A 17370-nucleotide genomic window follows, 5' to 3' on the forward strand; every position below is an offset into this window, starting at 1 on the left:
GTCCTATTCAGCCGCTTCGGCCAGGGGCTCGAAGGCGGGTTCGGCAGTTGGTTGTTCGGTCGCTTCGGAAACCGGTTCGCTCTCGCTGCGGCGCTCGCGCAGCTGCTCGATCACCGCATAGAAGACCGGCACGAACACCAGCGACAGGATCGTCGCCGCGACCATGCCGCCAAAGACGGTGGTGCCGATCGACTGCCGGCTTGCGGCACCCGCACCTGTGGCAAACATCAGCGGCAGCACGCCGAGGATGAAGGCGAAGGCGGTCATCAGGATCGGTCGCAGCCGAAGCCGCGCCGCTTCCATCGCGGCGTCGACGATGCTGAGGCCTTCTTCGCGCCGGCGCCGGGCAAACTCCACGATCAGAATCGCGTTCTTGGCCGCCAGTCCGATCAGCATGACGAAGCCGATCTGCGAATAGACGTCGATCTGCATGCCGCGCAGCCACAGCACGACGAACGCACCGAACAATGCGAGCGGCACCGCCAGCAGCACCATGAACGGCATCGCCCAGCTCTCATACTGCGCGGCCAGGATCAGGAAGACGAAGACGATTGCAAGGCCGAAGACGACGGATGCGATCGATCCTGCCTTGAGCTCCTGATAGGTGATGCCGGTCCATTCGTAGCCGAAATCTCTCGGCAATGCCGTGGCAGCGGCACGCTCCATCGCCGCCACCGCCTGGCCGGACGAAAAGCCGGGGGCGGCGCCGCCATTGATCAGCGCCGACGCATTGTTGTTGTAATGCGGCACGGTCTCGGGGCCGACGATCGGCACAAGCTTGCCCAACGTGCTCAACGGCACCATGCCACCCGACGCATTGCGGACATAGAGCCGCGATATGTCGGCCGGACCGGCGCGAGAGTCCTTGTCGGCCTGGATCGTCACCCGGAAGGTGCGGCCGAACAGGTTGAAATCGTTCACATAGAGCGAGCCGAGATAGATCTGCAGCGTGTTGAAGACGTCCGGCAGGTTGAGCCCGAGCAGCTTCGCCTTGGCGCGATCGAGATCGTAGTTGAACTGCGGCGTCGAGGTCGAGAACGACGAGAACAATTGCTGCGGGTTGAGCTCCGGCTGCTTGCGCGCCTCGGCAATCACCGCTTGCGTCGCATCGTTGAGCGCCACGCTGCCGCGGCCGGTCAGGTCCTCGACCTGGAACTCGAAGCCACCAGTGGTGCCGATGCCCGGGATCGACGGCGGGTCGAAGCTCAGCGCAAAAGCCTCCGGAATTTGCAGCAGCTTGTTGCGCACGTCGGCGACGAGTTTCGAGGCGCTCTGGTCGGGGCCGCGTTCGTCCCATGGCTTCAGGATCGCGAATTCGACCGCCGAGTTCGACTGCGCGGCACTGGTCAGGAAGTTCAAGCCGCTGATCGAGCCGACGATATCGACGCCCGGCGTGTTTTGCAGGATGTCGCGCGCCTTTTGCGCCACTGCATCGGTGCGTTCCAGCGAGGCCCCGTCGGGGAGCTGGATGACGACGAAGAAATAGCCCTGGTCCTCGACCGGAAGGAAGGTCGACGGCAGGCGCTGCCAGACGAAATAGGTCGCGACAAGTCCGGCCGCGAACACGCCGAGCATGATCCAGCGCAGGCGGATGAGAATGCGTACGCCATTCGCATAGGCATGCGCCAGCCGTTCGAAGCCCCTGTTGAACCAGCGGAACAGCACGAACTGTGTTTCCGGCCGGTGGCGCAGGAAGGCGGCGCTGAGCGACGGGGTAAGCGTCAGCGAGACGAAGGCCGAGATGCCGAAGGAGATCGCCACGGTCAGGGCGAACTGGTTGTAGAGTCGGCCGGACACGCCGGGAATGAAGGCGACCGGCACGAACACGGCCATCAGCACGGCGGTCGTGGCGATGATCGGGCCAGTGACCTCGGCCATCGCCGTGCGCGTGGCGGCCAGAGGCTTGAGGCCGGCCTCAAGTTGGCGTTCGACATTCTCGACGACGACGATGGCGTCGTCGACGACGAGGCCGATCGCCAGCACCATGCCGAGCAGGCTGAGCATGTTCAGCGAGAAGCCAAGCATATGCATGACGGCCAGCGTCGTCACCAGCGACACCGGAATTGCGATCGTCGGGATGATCGTGGTGCGCCAGCTTTGCAGGAAGATGAACACCACGGCGACGACCAGGACTAGCGCTTCGCCGAGCGTGATCAGCACGTCGTGCATTGAGGCCGAAACGAAACGTGTCGTATCGTAATGCATGGCGTAGCTGACGCCCTTCGGGAAACGGGCTGACAGCTCCTGCATCTTGTCCTTGACGCGCTGCTGCAGATCGAGCGCGTTGGAGCCCGGCATCTGGTAGACCGCGAGCACCACCGTCGGGTCCTTGCCGAAGAAGGCCGACGACGAATATTGCAGCGCACCGAGTTCGATGCGCGCAACGTCGCGCAGCCTGACCAGCGAACCGTTGGCGGTATTGGCCCGCACGACGATGTCGCCGAACTCCTTGGGATCGCTCAGCCTGCCGACGGCGTTGACCTGCATCTCGAAGGCAGTGCCGGCCGGAGCCGGTGATTGCCCGATCTTGCCGGCCGCCACCTGGACGTTCTGCTCGGCGACGGCGTTCTGCACGTCGACGGCAGTAATGCCGAGATTGGCGAGCTTGTCGGGGTCGAGCCAAATGCGCATCGAATAGCGCCGCTCGCCGAAGATCTGCACGTCGCCGACGCCGGGCAGGCGCTTCAGCGGATCGACCACCTGCAGATAGGCGAGATTGCTCAGCGCGACCGGATTGACGGAACCGTCCGGCGAGGTGAGGTCGACGATCAGGACGAAGTTCGGGTTCTGCTTCTTGATCGTCACGCCGCCCTGATTGACGATGGCCGGCAGCGAGGAAGCCGCCTGCGAAACGCGGTTCTGGACGTCGACGGCCGCCGTGCTCAGATCGTAGCCGACGTCGAAGGTGATGGTGATCGTCGACGAGCCGTCATTGGAGCTCGACGACGACATATAGATCATGCCTTGGACGCCGTTGATCTGCTGTTCGAGCGGTGTCGTCACCGTGTCGGCGACGACCTGCGCGCTGGCGCCCGGGTAGTGGGCGCTGACCACGACCTGGGGCGGCGTGATGTCGGGAAATTGCGAGACCGGCAGAAGGAAATAAGAGATCCCCCCGGCGAGCACCATGATGATGGCGATCGCCGACGCAAAGATCGGACGATGGATGAAGAAGTTTACCATGAGATGCACGCCTCGCCCGATGTTCTGGCCCGGCCGAAGGCCTTGGCCACCCTGGACAGCCGCCGGCTGCGCGTTGAGCCGGAATCTTCGAGAAAGCCGAAATCTTGCAGGGGACGACGCGGCGCATTGCGGCGCTCGGCCTGCTCGTCCGCCAGCGCACGCAGCATCGCCTCGAAAGACCGCGGGTCGACGCGGTCGGCTTTCATCAGCATGCGGATCATCGGATCCCTCACGACTTCATCGATCGTCAGATCATTGCGCTGCGACATCGAAGCGGCTCCTGGTTTTGGCGATACGCGGCAAGCCGCGGATCTGGTGTTTTCTTGCTCGCCGGCCGAGGCCGTGCGGTGCGGTTCGTCCCCTTGCCGATCGGGGCGGGGCTGATGACCGGCACTTGCGAATTTGACATAATGCAATGCGGGTGTTACAGGTAAGTAACATCTCTAACGTTACAGACCGGTAACACCCTAGTCAAGAGGTGCACCGAGGGAATTTCGGAAACGCAATCACGGAGGTTTTGATGACAGACGGTGTTGTGGAGCGTGTTCGCCCCCGGGACAGGATCCTGGAGACGGCACGGGACATGTTTCACAAGCATGGCATTCGCGGCGTCGGCATCGATGCCATCACCGAGGCTGCCGGCACCAACAAGATGACGCTCTACCGGCATTTCGAGTCCAAGGACGACCTGATCATCGAATGTCTGCGGGCGACCGCCTGCAGCGCTAACGCGATGTGGGAGAAGTTCGAGGCGGAGAATCCGGGCGACAAGCTGGCGCAGCTGCACGCCTGGGTCCGGATGGCGGCCGATTGCCTGATGTCGGATCGCCGCGGTTGCGACATGGCCAACGCCGCCATCGAGCTGAGCGAGGCCGATCATCCGGCAAGGCAAGTGATCAAGGAACTCAAGGAAGCGCAGCGCGAGCGTCTGGTCTCGCTGTGTCGCGATGCGGGTATCGGACAGGCCGAGCTTCTCGCCGATACGCTGTCGCTTCTGCTCGAGGGCGCCCGCGTCAGCCTGCAAAGCGTCGGCGCCGAGGGCCCGAGCGCGCAGTTCGTCCGCATGGCGGAAGGCCTGATCACTTCTTTCAGGGCCAGATAATCTCGCAAGCGGCGAAACGATCCGCGGCGTTTCGATTGCGCGCCGTGCCGCCGGGTGATGTCTCGTCCATCGCGATGTGCCATCTCGCGTCTCCCTTGCCCCAACAGCATTGCTGGCGCGGCGTTGTTTGCTGGTCGTGAGGCAGGATAGGGCCGCTGGCGAACCGGTGAGAGTGACAAGTGTGGCAGGATTCTGCCCGACAAGCCGCGGCGAAGCTCAACGATTTGCGGATGAACAGCCGTGTCCGAAGCTAGTAACGACCCCAAGCATCGCCCCCTATCCCGGCGCTGGAACAAAAAAAGCCCGCTGCCGGGAGGAGGTGGCAGCGGGCTCGATTTCGAATACGGCACGGGAGGAGGTGTACCGCACTCAGCGTCGGCATCGCATCTGGGAGGAGTAGATGGCCGACACCTGCGAAACTATCAATTGCCCAATGATTCGGCAACCAAAAAAGTTGCATAGGTGATGTGCAGATTTGCGGTATCAACCGAATTTTAACGATCAAGGCCCGAGCGACCATCGCCCCCGCACGACATCACTGCACCGGGACATTTTCCTTGAAGATCAGGCGCGGCTCGATGAATTTCCGCGTTAGATAGGGCGCCGACGAAGCGATCGAGCCGAGCAGGCGAATGACCAACTGTTCGGCGATCAGCCGCGCATTCTGGTCGATGACGACGTCGAGCAGATCGTCGACCAGATAGCCGCGCGTCTCGCGCGTCAGGTCATGGCAGATGAACACCGGCTTCGTCCGCGGCCTGGCTTCGAGCAATGCTTTTGCCACGCCCGAGCGCCCGGCCCCGATACAGTAGATGCCGAGCAGCTCCGGCTCGTTGTGCAGCGCCTTCATGGTCGCGGTATAACTGACCTCCGGCTCGTCGTTGATCTCGACGGCGCTGGTGACGGCCAGGTTGGGGAACTCCTCGCCGAGCACGGAGCGAAAGCCCATCTCGCGTTCCTCGTGGCCGCGATAGGAGCGTGAGCCGACCACCATCGCCAGATGGCCCTGGCGGCCGCCGAGGAACCGTCCCATCAGCAGCGCCGCGGTGCGGCCGGCCACTCTGTTGTCGATGCCGACATAAGCTGAGCGCGGCGCGCCGGGAACGTCGGACACCAGCGTGACAAGGCGGATGCCGGCCTCGACGATCTCGCGCAAGATGTTGCGCGTTCTCGGATGGTCGATGGCGATGACGCCGACACCGTTCGCCTTGAGCGAGAGGTTTTCGACGGCCGTCTGCAAGGCACTCGGCGAGATGCCGGCGAGCTGGTGGATGCGGCAGGAGGCGACCAGCGGCAGGCGCGCCGCATAATCCTCGATGTGCCTGGCCAGATCGGCCATGAAGGCATTGCTGCCCATCGGCAGGAAGAATTCGAGATGTGCCGGCCGCGAGGGCAACGCGACCTGGTCGACGACCGGCAGATAGCCGAGCTGCTTGGCCGCCTCCATCACGCGCTGCCGGTTGGCGGCACTCGCCCCCGGCCGGTTGTTGAGCACACGGTCGACCGTCGCGGTCGACAGGCCGCAGCTCCTGGCAATATCCGAAACGGTGGCTTTCATGTCGCAACCATGTGGCGATGCGATCCAGTGCCTCGACGATAAGCCCGGCCCGGCTGCTCACCCGGGCCGTTGCGTGCCCTCGGCCAGCGCGTCACGGATCTCCTTGTCCGACATGCCGGTGATGACGCGCTCGACTTCGGCGACGCTGGTCTTCTTCGGGTCGATATCGTCGGCGACCACCTTGCCGCGGCGCATGACGACGATGCGGTCGACCACCTGGAAGACATGATGGATGTTGTGGGCGATGAAGATGCAGGAATGGCCGGAATCGCGGGCACTGCGCACGAAGCTCAGCACCCCTTGCGTTTCGGCGACGCCGAGATTGTTGGTCGGCTCGTCGAGGATGATGAGGTCGCTGTCGAAATGCATGGCGCGCGCAATCGCCACCGCCTGCCGCTCGCCGCCGGAGAGTGAGCCGATCGGCGTCGTCGGCGGGATGTTCTTCGAGATGCCGACCTGCTTGAGCAGGTCACGGGCAACCACGTTCATCGCCTCCTGGTCCATGCGGTTGAGGAAACGCGGCGGCTTGATCGGCTCGCGTCCAAGGAACAGGTTACGGGCGATCGACAGCTGCGTCACCAACGCGGAATCCTGGTAGATCGTCTCGATGCCATGGGCGATGGCGTCGCTGGTACTGCGCAAATTCACCTTCTTGCCGCGGATAAAGATGTCGCCGCTGGTCAGCGGGACCGCGCCCGACAGCACCTTGATCAGCGTCGACTTGCCGGCGCCGTTGTCGCCGAGCAGTCCGACGATCTCTCTTTCGTTGACATGGAAATTGGCATCAACCAGCGCCTGCACACGCCCATAGGACTTGCGGATGTTCGTCATGCGGATCAGTGGCTCGACCATCGTCTCAAGTCCCTGCCTGATGCCGGCGTTCCAGCCATGAGTGGAGCGCCATCATGCCGAGGATGATGGCGCCGATGAAGATGTTGTAGGCAAGGCCCGGCACACCGATCAGCACGATGCCGTTGCGCATCACGCGCAGGATCAGGATACCGAGCACCGTGCCGATGATTGTGCCGCGCCCGCCGGTCAGCGCCGTGCCGCCGATCACTACCATGGCGATGACTTCGAGCTCGTAGCCGGTACCGCTGTTGGGGTTGGCCGCCGAGGTACGCAGCGAGGAGATGACGCCGGCGAGCGAGGCCAGGATCGACGACAGGATGAACAGGCCGATCTTGACGCCGCTGACATTGACGCCGCGCGCCCTTGCAGCACTCGGGTTGCCGCCGGCCGCCTGGATCCAGTTGCCGGTCCGGCTCTGCGTCAGCACGTAGCCGAGCGCGATTGCGGCGGCGATGAACCAGAACAGCGACATATAGATACGGAACGGCCCGATGAAGAAATCGCCGACCAGGGCTTCCGCCAGCCAGCTGCCCTCGGCGCTCCAGGTCCGCTGCGGAAACCCGCTGGTGACGAACAAAGCGGTGCCGCGCACCACCAGCAGCATGCCAAGCGTCACCAGGAAGGACGGGATCTTGAGCTGCGTCACGAACCAGCCATTGACCAGTCCGATGAAGGCAGCGACCACCAGCGCAACGACGAAGGCGGCTTCGAGCGAGGCGACGCCGCTGTTGAACAAGGTCCACATCAGGACCGGCGAGAAGCCGAACACCGAGCCGACCGAGAGGTCGAATTCGCCTGATGTCATCAACAGCGTCATCGCCAGCGCGATCAGCCCGAGTTCGACCGTGAAGGCCAGCGTGTTCGAGATGTTTTGCGGCGACAGGAAGTCGTGGTTGATGCCCCAGAACACGGCGATCTCGATGACGAGCAGCACGAACGGCCCGAACTCAGGCCGCGCGATCGAGCGTTGGATAAGAGAACGATTTTCCACCTTGGACCCGCGATAGGATTGGATTTGGCCGAGACCGCAAGCGGTTCGGCGGAATGATGAGACGGTCACGGCCTCCGAAGCGGCCGTGACCAACTCGATCGCGGACCTATTTGCCGGACAGGATCTTGTCGTATACCGCGGCGGTGTCCTTCTCGTAGAGCGCGCCGGTGATCACGTCGAAGCCTGGCGGGATACCGCTTGCCGCCATGTTGGCGAGCGAGAGCGCGACATAGCTGGTCGCCTGCGGATCCTGCCACTGCGCGGCATTGACGTAGCCGTTCAGCACTTCCTGGGTGGTGTCGAGCGAGTTGCCCCAGCCGACGACCGGGATTTCGCCCGGCTTGACGCCGACCTGGTCGAACACTCGCTTGATCGAACCGGTGACCAGGTCGCCGAGGCCGATAACCGCCTTGACCTTGGCCCTGTTGGCGGTGAGGTAATCGACCATGCGGTTGATCACTTCGGCCTGGTCGAGCGTCGCTTCGGTGATTTCGTAGGTGATGCCGAGCGGCTCGAACACGCTCTTGATGCCTTCCTCTTCCTGGACGCCATAGGTGGCGCCGGGAATCTCGACCGGCATCCAGACGAAGTCGCCCTTCTTCACCAGGCCCTTGTCGACCAGATACTGCGCCCAGTGCTTGCCGAAGGTGACGTTGTCGCCGCCGACATAGGCGTTGAAGTCCGCCTTCGGGTCGGGCGTGTTGAAGTTGATGATCGGGATGTTCGCCGCCCGCGCTTCCTTGACGATCTCGACAAGGCTGCCCGGATCAGGGCTGGTCGTGGTGATGCCGTCGGCCTTCGCGGAAATCGCGGCGCGAATAGCCTCCTGCTGCGACGCCACGTCGCCATTGTGGAACGATGTGTTGACAGTGTTGCCGGTGTCCGCCGCCCATTGCTTGGCCCCGGCAAGGAAGTAGGTCCAGACCGGATCGGCCGGGCCGCCATGCGAAATCCAGTAGAACGTCTTGGCCTGTGCCGCGGCCGGAATGGCCAGCGCCACTACCAAGCCAAGTACAAGCAGTCTTAGCCTCGTCAGCATGTGATTTCCTCCCATTTGAACCGAACTCCTCCTCCGACGACGATCACCGCGAAAGGCCGTGCGCGGCCAAAACGGTGGTCGCATTTTGCCAGCGTCGACCTGGGCGCATTAGAGCATTCCCTTTTTCGATCGATGGCAAGCCTCCATCCGCCAATGGACGTTGGCGCAATGCACGACGCCATCAGCAATCCCATCAGATTGCATCAGTTTGGCTGATATTTTCCAGGCGGCCGACGATCGGCCCTGCGACCGTCACGCAATGCCGCGCGGCGGCGCGCCGAGCACGGATTGCTCTAGGTCGATAAGCGTCCCGGTCATCAGCCCGGAGGCGTCGCTGAGCAGGAACAGCGTTAGCTGGGCGACTTCGTCCATGGTCAGCAATCGACCAAGCGGCAGGCCGGCGGCGGCGATCTTTGCCCAGTTTTCGCCCTTGCCCAGCGTGCGCGCCTGCATCTCTTGTTCGGCCGGCGTCGCTACCCAGCCCATGTTGATGCCGTTGACGCGGATGCGATCGGAAAGATGCGCGTTGGCAATGTTTCTGGTCAGCGTCGAAAGCGCGCCCTTGGTGGCGGAATAGATGGCAAGGTCCGGCGCACCGCAATGCGCATTTACCGACAGTATGTTGACGATGGCGCCCGCCGCCCGCCGTCTCTTCATGTCGGCTACGGCCGCCTGCATGAGGAAGAACGGCGCGCGCGCATTGACGGAAAACAACCTGTCCCAGTCGTCGATTGTGCCAGTTTCCAGCGAGGCCCGGTCGGTGAGGGCCGCAGCGTTCACCAGACAATCGATGCGGCCGAGTCTTTTGATGGCTTCCGCCATGACAGCTGCAGGCGCGGCCGGATCTCCAAGCTCGGCCTGGATGAAGACGACGGGCCGGCTTGGTCGTGAAAGCTCTTCGGCGATGCGTGCGCCACGCTCGGCATTGCGGCCGACAATGGCGATCCCTTCGCCGCCGCCGGCTGAGGCCAGCCGGGCGATGGTCTCGCCAAGCCCTTGCGTCCCGCCGGTAACGACAAGGGTCTTGCCCTCAAGAGCGACGATCAATGGACTCTCCCGAATGCTGACGAGCAGGTAATTTCCAATCAGAGAATTCTAGATCTATCGGATGTTAGGCTGGGGACTAGATGAGGTCGGCCCTTGCGAGGTCACGCATCAGATGGCTGGCGCCGTAGGTCCAGTGTGGGCAGTCGGGTGACAGCCGCACGCGGTTGACCAAGGCACCGAACTTCTCCGAGGATATGGTGACGATGTCGCCGACCTTGTGGGTAAAGCCCTTGCCTGTTTCGCCGCGATCCTTCGACGGCACGAACATCGTGCCGAGATAGAGCGCCAGCCCGTCCGGGTATTGGTGATGTGGCCCCATGGCGGCGGCGACCAACTCTTCTGGCGAGCGGCTGATCTCGGCCATCGAACTGGCGCCTTCGAGCGAGAATCCATCCTCGCCTTCGACTTTCAACCGTACGATCGCCTGCTTCACGTCGCCGATGGAAAATGTCTCATCGAACAGCCGGATAAAGGGGCCAAGTGCTGCCGAAGCGTTGTTGTCCTTGGCTTTGCCGAGCAGCAGCGCCGAGCGCCCCTCGACGTCGCGCAGATTGACGTCGTTGCCGATCGTCGCCCCGACGATCCTGCCGCTGCTCGCGGCGATCATGGCGATCTCCGGCTCCGGATTGTTCCATGTCGAAACCGGATGCAGGCCGACATCGGCGCCGAAGCCGACCGAGGCCATCGGCTGGCATTTGGTGAAGATCTCGGCATCGGGGCCTATGCCGACTTCCAGATATTGCGACCAGGCGCCGCGCGCAATCAGCTTGGCCTTGATCTCCATCGCTTCCGGCGAGCCGGGCTTGAGCTTCGACAGATCGTGGCCGATCAGCCCGGCGATGTCGGCGCGAATGGCGTCGGCCTTGTCGGCTGAACCGCGCGCCTGCTCCTCGATCACCCGTTCGAGCAGGCTGACGACAAAGGTGACGCCAGACGCCTTGATCGCCTGCAGGTCGACGGGGGACAGCAGGTACGGTTTCCCCGGATCGCGCGCTGTCTCGAAACTGTTGGCCGCAATGGCGTCGAGCGGGCCGATCGGCCGCCCCTTTGCCGAGCGGACGTGTCCTGCCGGATCCGGCAATTCGCAAACGTCGCGTACGGTCGGTGCCACATTTGACGTGATGTCGAAGACCGTGCCGTCACGCACCGTGACCACCAGCGGATGGGAAGCATCACTCGCCCGGGCGCGGCCCACGAAGAGGCCTTCGGCGGGCAAATGTGTGGCGTTCGTCATGGCTTGTATTTCCTGTTGTCTTGTCCTTCGGCCGCGGCACTTTCAACAAATTCCCGGCAAAGGTCTATCCCGTTTCGAAGGCCAGCTTTGTCAATCTGTTAAGGTCGTCTTGCGCGGCTGGATCGTAATCGATTTCGCCCTGCGCCAATGGCGAGCCGAAAACAGGCTGTCAAATCCATGAAATCGTCATTAGGATTTTCACTGAAAAGCGCAGCCCAGGTGACCCTTGTCCTTACGGTTTTCCGATCCGATCTGGCAAAGGCCGCGGACAGCCACCGCGTTCCAGTCGCTTGTTCCTGCAGGCCAATGCGTCGATGTCGTCATCGTCGGCGGCGGCATCATGGGGCTGTCAACGGCCTTGCACGCTGCCCGGCTCGGCCTTGCGGTCCAGGTGCTGGAGGCCGGCGAAATTGGCAATGGCGCGTCCGGCCTCAACGGCGGTCAGGTTATTCCTGGCCTGAAATACGATCCGGACTGGCTGCTGGAGCATTTTGGTCTCGAACGCGGCGAGGCGCTCGTCAACTTTGCCGCCTCGACGGCGGACGCCGTTTTCGAAATGATCCGCGACGAAAGACTGGCGGTGCCGTTCGTCCGCAATGGCTGGATCCAGGCCGCCCACACCGAGACCGCGCTGAAAGCGGCGGCGAATCGGGATCGGCAGTGGCGGGCGCGGGGCGCCGATGTCCGGTTGCTGAGCGGGACGGAGATCGCGACGATGACCGGCGCGCAAGGCTATCTCGGCGGCTGGCTCGATCGCCGTGCCGGCGTCATCGACCCGCTCGCCTACACGTCGGAACTGGCGCGCGTCGCTGCAGCGACAAGCGTGAACATCGCCGAGCGCCAGAACGTGATGCAGATTAGCAAGAATGCCGGCAATTGGCACGTTTTTACGGAAAGCGGCGCCGAACTCAAGGCCAAGGCGATTGTCCTGTCGACCAACGCCTATACCGGCGGCCTGCTTCCCGGCCTCGCCGAGACGATCATCCCGCTGCATTCCTTTCAGATCGCGACAGCACCGCTATCGTCCAATCTCGCGGCGGCGATCCTGCCGGAGGGGCAGGCGGTTTCGGATTCGCGCCGCATCCTCGTCTATTACCGCAAGAGTGCCGATGGTCGGCTGGTGCTCGGCGGACGCGGCCGCATGGCCTTGCCGAACAGCCCGGCCGACTGGGCGCATCTGGAACGCGCGCTGCTGCGGCTCTACCCGGCGCTGTCCGACGTGGCCATTGAAAAGCGCTGGTTCGGCCGGGTGGCAATGACGCCGGACCATCTCCCGCATATCCACGAGCCAGAGAAGGGTCTGCTGGCGGTCGTCGGTTGCCAGGGCCGCGGCGTTGGCCTGATGACGGCGCTTGGCGAGCGCATCGCCTCCTATCTGTCGAATGGCGACACCAGGCAATTGCCGTTCCCGGTCTCGCCGATCCGGCCGATCCCGTTTCACGCCTTTCGGCAGGTCGGCGTTGCCGCGACCATCGCCTGGTACCGGATGCTGGACGCCTTCGAACGCTGACGTTCATGCCCAAGCGTCAAACAGCTTGACAGCTTCACGAATATGAAAAAAGCTTGGTCGATTTCAAATTATGATGGGCAGCCGATGTCGACCGTCGCCGCAACGCAGTCGCTGCCGGAAACCCGGTCTTCGCCGGGTTTTCGCTTCGCCATGCTGCTGCCCGGCGGGCTCGTCACCTTTCTGCTGATCCTTTTCGCCCTTGGCCTTGTGTTCTTCCTCGCCTTCCGCGGAAATGACGGCTCGCTGCTGGGGGCTGGTTTCACCCTTGCCAATTTCGTCACCGTGGCAACCGATCCGCTGTATTGGACGGTGACATTGCGCTCGCTGGGCATCGCCGGCCTGGTGACGCTGGCAACCGTCGTCACGGCGTATCCTGTCGCCTACTATCTGGCCTTTCATGCCGGGCGGCGACGCGGGCTGCTGTTGCTCCTGCTGACCCTGCCATTCTGGACCAGTTATCTGCTGCGCGTCTTCGCCTGGAAGATCGTGCTTGCCTATAATGGCGTGCTGAACTCGGCGCTGATCGAAAGCGGCATTTGGTCGGAGCCGACATTGGCCTTCCTTAATACGCCGGCAGCGGTCATCGTCACGCTTGCCCACGCTTATGCCCCGTTCGCCATCCTGCCCATCTATGTGGCGCTGGACACGATCCCGAAATCGCTGCTCGAAGCCGCTTCCGATCTCGGCGCAAGACCGTTCACCAGCTTCCGCCGCATCGTGCTGCCCAATTCGATGCCGGGCGTGCTGGCGGCGGCCCTCGTCGTCTTCGTGCCGACCGTCGGCGACTATGTCACCCCGGCGTTGGTCGGCGGCCCGGCCAGCACCATGATCGGTACTCTGATCCAGGCCGAGTTCGGCAAGGCAAATGACTGGCCGTTCGGCGCCGCACTCGCCGTCGCCGTCATGCTGGTCATCCTCGCCGTGGTGCTGGTGGTGCGCTTCGCCGACCGCCGATACGGCAGCCGCACATGAACGCGGCGCGTGTCGATGCAAAACAGGGCGGCGGCTGGCTCGGCGCCTATGTCCTTGCCTATTTGATATTCCTGTATTTGCCGATATTGCTGATCCCGCTGTTTTCCTTCAACGATTCGATCCAGGCGGCGTTTCCGCTGCAAGGCTTCACGCTTGAATGGTACGGCACGCTTTACGGCAATTCGGCGCTGTCCGGCGCGCTTGCCACCAGCCTCGTCATCGGCGCAATTGCTGCCACCGGCGCAACACTCTGCGGCGTGACCGTGTCCTATATGGACCTCTATGGCCGCTCGCCGCTGGCCGTCGCGATCAGTGCTATAGCGCGGCTGCCGATCCTCATCCCAGGCGTCATCGTCGGCATATCGCTGCTCATCCTGGTCAACCTCGCCGGCTTTGGGCCGTCGCGCATTGCCATTGTGCTCGGGCATGTATTGGTGGCGCTGCCGACGACGGTGGTGGTCATGCGCAGCCGCTTCGCCGCCATCCCGAAGACCATCCGCGAGGCAGCGCTCGACCTCGGCGCTTCCGACTGGACGACCTTCAGACGGGTGATGCTGCCGCTTAGCCTGCCGGCCATTATTTCGGCGTTCATGCTGGCCTTCCTGACCTCCTTCGACGAGTTCATCGTCGCCTTCTTCCTTGCCGGCACCGAGCCGACGCTGCCGCTTTATATCTGGAGCCAGCTGCGCTTCCCGAAATCGCTGCCGACCGTCATGGCGCTCGGCACTTCGATCCTGGCCGTGTCGTTCCTCATCGCCGCACTCGCCGAAATGCTTCGCCATCGCGGGCTTGCTGCCACCCGGCGGTCAGCGCCCGCCAACCTGTCAAAACCAGAAGAAACCGAAGGAGGAGAACTGCAATGGCATTCGACCTGAAATCGATAACGGCAAAGACAGCGAAAACCGGATTGGCTGCGTTCGCGCTGGCGCTTGCGTCGACTGTCGCCTTTGCCGGGGACAAGCTGCAATATTTCACCTGGTCGGGCTATGAACTGCCCGACTTCAACAAGAGCTTCCTCGCCGCGCACCCCGATGGTGTCGAAGCTTCGATGTTTGGCGACGACGATGACGCTTTCACCAAGGTCAAGGCCGGCTTCCGCCCCGATGTCGCTCACCCATGCTATGACAAGGTGGCGCGCTGGAACAAGGAAGGCCTGCTGCAGCCGATCGACACCAAGCGCATCAAGAACTGGGATTCGATCTTCCCGGTCTTTAAGAACCTGCCCGACCTGCAGGCCGGCGACGGCAAGGTCTGGATGGTGCCGTGGGACTGGGGCAACACCTCGATCCTCTACCGCACCGATCTGGTGAAGAACCCGGAAGCCAGCTGGAACCTGCTTTGGGACAAGCAATATGCCGGGCGCATGGCGACCATCGATGCCGTCCACGACACACCGGTGGTGGCGGCCCTTCTCGCCGGCGTCAATCCATTCGACATGACACCGGAACAGATGGACAAGGTGGCAGAAAAACTTCGCGAGCAGCGCCCGCTGCTCTCGAACTACACCACCGACATGACCTCGGTCGAACAGGCATTGGCCAGCGGCCAGCTGGTCGCGGCCATGACCTGGAACGCCTCGGCCACCTCGCTGAAGAAGCAGGGCGTGCCTGTCGAGTTCATGAAGCCGAAAGAAGGCATGCTGACCTGGGCTTGCGGCTTCGTCATGCTCAAGGACGCCAAGAACGTCGACCTAGCCTATGACTTCATCAACAGCCGGCTGGAGACGGATTCCGGAAAGTATCTGATCCAGGCCTACGGCTATGGCAGCTCGACCAGCTCGGCTTTCGCCGCCGTGCCGAAGGAGGAGTTGGAGAAACTGCAGCTGCCTTCCGATCCCGAGGTGATGCTGAAGACCACCATCTTCACCGGCCCGATGAAACAGAATGACGAACTCGCCAAGATGTTCGAGAAGGTCAAGGCAGGCGGCTGAGTTCGCAATTCCTTCTCCCGTTGCGGGAGAAGTGTCGCCGAAGGCGGCGGATGAGGGGTGTTCCAGATGGCGCCAACGGCACTCCGGCCGACACCCCTCATCCGTCTCGGCGCTTCGCGCCGATCCACCTGCTCCCACAAGGGGAGAAGGGGAACCTTACCAAACAAGGACGAACGAATGGACATGTTGGACGAAGCGGCTGAAAAGCCGAAGGACGACGCCGACGTCAGGGTCGGCCGGCGCGTGCGGGCGCTCAGGCTGGAGCGCAATCTCTCCCTGGCCGAACTCGCCGCCAAAGCCGGCGTCTCGATCGGTGCGCTGAGCCAGATCGAGCGCGGCATGTCGTCATTGCGGGTGCGAGTGATCTGGCCGCTCGCCGCCGCACTCGACATCGAGCCGTCGGCGCTGATCGTTGACGGCAACGATGCCGGCAACGATCTTTATTGCGTGCGCGCCAACAGCCGGCGTCAGATCCCGGTCAAGTCGGAAGGCATCGCCAAGGCGCTGCTGTCGCCGCCGGCTGCCACGCTGACCGGCATGCTGGTGACGGTGGAAGCCGGTGGCGGCACCGCCGAAGCCTACGCCCATGCCGGCCATGAATTCGGCTTCGTCCTGTCGGGCGAGGTCGAGCTGGTGGTCGATTCGACCAGATACGGGCTGAAGGCCGGTGACAGCTTCGCCTTCAAGAGCACCTTGCTGCATGCCTTCCGCAATCCGGGCAGCGAGCGCTGCCAGATCCTGTGGGTCAACACCACCAAGCCGTCCGAGGTTCGCGATGGCGCCTGATCCGCTCGTCCGGCTGGACAAGGTCTCCAAGATTTTCCCCGGCGGCATCGTCGGGCTCGACACTGTCGATCTCAATATTTCGCGCGGCGAGTTCCTGACCCTGCTCGGACCGTCCGGCTGCGGCAAGACCACCAGCCTGCGGGTCATCGCTGGTTTCGAAGGCCCGTCGAGCGGCAGGGTCCTGCTCGAAGGGCGCGACATCACGGGGCTCAGGCCCTTCGACCGCCCGGTCAACACCGTATTCCAGGACTACGCGCTGTTTCCGCACATGAACGTCGCCGAAAATGTCGGCTTCGGCTTGTCGCTGCGCAAGCTCGCGGGTGCCGAACAGGCAAAGCGCGTCGGCGCAGCGCTCGACATGGTCGGCCTTGCCGACAAGCTCGGCGCCCGCGTGTCCGAATTGTCGGGTGGCCAGCGCCAGCGCGTCGCGCTTGCCCGCGCCATAGTCTGCGAACCGCGCGTGCTGCTGCTCGACGAGCCGCTGTCGGCGCTCGATGCGCATCTTCGCGAACAGATGCAAGTCGAATTGAAGCGCCTGCAGTCGCGCCTCGGCACCACTTTCGTCATGGTCACGCATGACCAGACCGAGGCGCTGTCGATCTCTGACCGCATCGTCGTCATGAACAAAGGCCGCATCGAGCAGATCGCGCCGCCGGCGACCCTCTACGACCGGCCCGCCACCAAATTCGTCGCCAGCTTCATCGGCACGATGAACATTCTGCAGTCGCGCTTTGTCGGCCGCGACGGCGAGCGCTTGCGGTTCGCCGCCGGCGCCCTGCCGCTGGAAGCGGTTTCGGAGACGGGCGAATTGCCTGGCGAGGGCACGGTGCGCACCATCGGCGTGCGTCCGGAGGATCTTTTGGCGACGACCGAGGCCACGGCCGGCACTGTACCGGTGCGGGTGAACAGCATCGTCTTCCACGGCCGCACCTTGCGCCTTCATGCAGAGCTGGGGCAGGGGACACAGGTGGTGATCGACGCGCCACGCCCGACAGAGGGTTTTCAATTCAGCGTCGGCGATGTGGCGCATATCAGCCTGCGCCGCGGCGCCAACTGCCCAATGCTGCCCAGCTAGAGCGTCGGACATTCAGGTTGAATCGCGAAGGATTCCGCTAACGTCGGGTTTGTGATTCACTTCCTTAAGGAGGTGATTTGCCATGCCCAAG

The 17370-nt window shown here is 63.2% G+C and carries 15 protein-coding genes; 7 read left to right on the top strand and 8 right to left on the bottom strand.

The genetic code is table 11. From position 1 onward, the window contains the following. Positions 1-3: 3 nt before the first annotated feature. Positions 4-3183: an efflux RND transporter permease subunit gene (locus NKH98_RS14320; RefSeq protein WP_352895925.1), complete on the bottom strand. Its 3180-nt coding sequence runs from the start codon at positions 3181-3183 to the stop codon at positions 4-6. Next, positions 3177-3452: a hypothetical protein gene (locus NKH98_RS14325; RefSeq protein ID WP_352801404.1), complete on the bottom strand. Its 276-nt coding sequence runs from the start codon at positions 3450-3452 to the stop codon at positions 3177-3179. The genes NKH98_RS14320 and NKH98_RS14325 overlap by 7 nt, the downstream gene beginning before the upstream one ends. 251 nt (positions 3453-3703) lie before the next feature. On the opposite strand from NKH98_RS14325, the gene NKH98_RS14330 reads away from it, so the two are divergent. After that, positions 3704-4285, top strand: a complete 582-nt coding sequence (locus tag NKH98_RS14330) for a TetR/AcrR family transcriptional regulator (RefSeq protein WP_031211029.1) — start codon at positions 3704-3706, stop codon at positions 4283-4285. 535 nt (positions 4286-4820) lie between these two features. Here the strand turns inward: NKH98_RS14330 and NKH98_RS14335 are convergent. The 6 genes from NKH98_RS14335 to NKH98_RS14360 form a co-directional block, all read right to left on the bottom strand. Next, a complete protein-coding gene (locus NKH98_RS14335) occupies positions 4821-5843 on the bottom strand; it encodes a LacI family DNA-binding transcriptional regulator (protein WP_352899288.1) in 1023 nt (340 codons plus the stop codon). A gap of 57 nt (positions 5844-5900) precedes the next feature. Next, complete coding sequence (locus tag NKH98_RS14340) at positions 5901-6695, bottom strand: ATP-binding cassette domain-containing protein (RefSeq protein ID WP_352801405.1); 795 nt, start codon at positions 6693-6695, stop codon at positions 5901-5903. A 4-nt stretch (positions 6696-6699) separates the two neighbouring features. Continuing rightward, complete coding sequence (locus NKH98_RS14345) at positions 6700-7686, bottom strand: ABC transporter permease (RefSeq protein WP_254820392.1); 987 nt, start codon at positions 7684-7686, stop codon at positions 6700-6702. Between the two features lie 106 nt (positions 7687-7792). Next, positions 7793-8725, bottom strand: a complete 933-nt coding sequence (locus tag NKH98_RS14350) for a sugar ABC transporter substrate-binding protein (RefSeq protein WP_352505274.1) — start codon at positions 8723-8725, stop codon at positions 7793-7795. A gap of 252 nt (positions 8726-8977) precedes the next feature. Beyond that, positions 8978-9772 (bottom strand): SDR family oxidoreductase, encoded by a 795-nt coding sequence (locus NKH98_RS14355; RefSeq protein ID WP_352899291.1) that lies wholly within the window; start codon positions 9770-9772, stop codon positions 8978-8980. Between the two features lie 76 nt (positions 9773-9848). After that, positions 9849-11006 carry a fumarylacetoacetate hydrolase family protein gene (locus NKH98_RS14360; RefSeq protein WP_352737098.1) on the bottom strand — a complete coding sequence of 386 codons (1158 nt, stop codon included), beginning with the start codon at positions 11004-11006 and terminating at the stop codon, positions 9849-9851. A 226-nt stretch (positions 11007-11232) separates the two neighbouring features. On the opposite strand from NKH98_RS14360, the gene NKH98_RS14365 reads away from it, so the two are divergent. The 6 genes from NKH98_RS14365 (at position 11233) to NKH98_RS14390 (ending at position 17279) form a co-directional block, all read left to right on the top strand. Next, positions 11233-12516 (top strand): NAD(P)/FAD-dependent oxidoreductase, encoded by a 1284-nt coding sequence (locus NKH98_RS14365; protein WP_352899293.1) that lies wholly within the window; start codon positions 11233-11235, stop codon positions 12514-12516. A gap of 84 nt (positions 12517-12600) precedes the next feature. After that, the gene (locus NKH98_RS14370) at positions 12601-13488 is read left to right on the top strand and encodes an ABC transporter permease (protein ID WP_352899296.1); all 888 of its coding nucleotides are present in this window, start codon (positions 12601-12603) and stop codon (positions 13486-13488) included. Continuing rightward, a complete protein-coding gene (locus NKH98_RS14375; RefSeq protein ID WP_352899299.1) occupies positions 13485-14363 on the top strand; it encodes an ABC transporter permease in 879 nt (292 codons plus the stop codon). Before NKH98_RS14370 ends, NKH98_RS14375 begins: the two co-directional genes overlap by 4 nt. Continuing rightward, positions 14348-15418, top strand: coding sequence for an ABC transporter substrate-binding protein (locus tag NKH98_RS14380; protein WP_352899302.1), 1071 nt, complete (start codon positions 14348-14350; stop codon positions 15416-15418). Before NKH98_RS14375 ends, NKH98_RS14380 begins: the two co-directional genes overlap by 16 nt. 177 nt (positions 15419-15595) lie before the next feature. Next, on the top strand, positions 15596-16204 hold the full coding sequence (locus NKH98_RS14385; protein ID WP_254820400.1) for a cupin domain-containing protein: 609 nt from the start codon (positions 15596-15598) through the stop codon (positions 16202-16204). After that, complete coding sequence (locus NKH98_RS14390; protein ID WP_352899303.1) at positions 16194-17279, top strand: ABC transporter ATP-binding protein; 1086 nt, start codon at positions 16194-16196, stop codon at positions 17277-17279. Before NKH98_RS14385 ends, NKH98_RS14390 begins: the two co-directional genes overlap by 11 nt. Positions 17280-17370: the final 91 nt, after the last annotated feature.

The sequence above is a fragment of the Mesorhizobium sp. M0833 genome, from assembly GCF_040319905.1.
Taxonomy (GTDB): Bacteria; Pseudomonadota; Alphaproteobacteria; order Rhizobiales; family Rhizobiaceae; genus Mesorhizobium.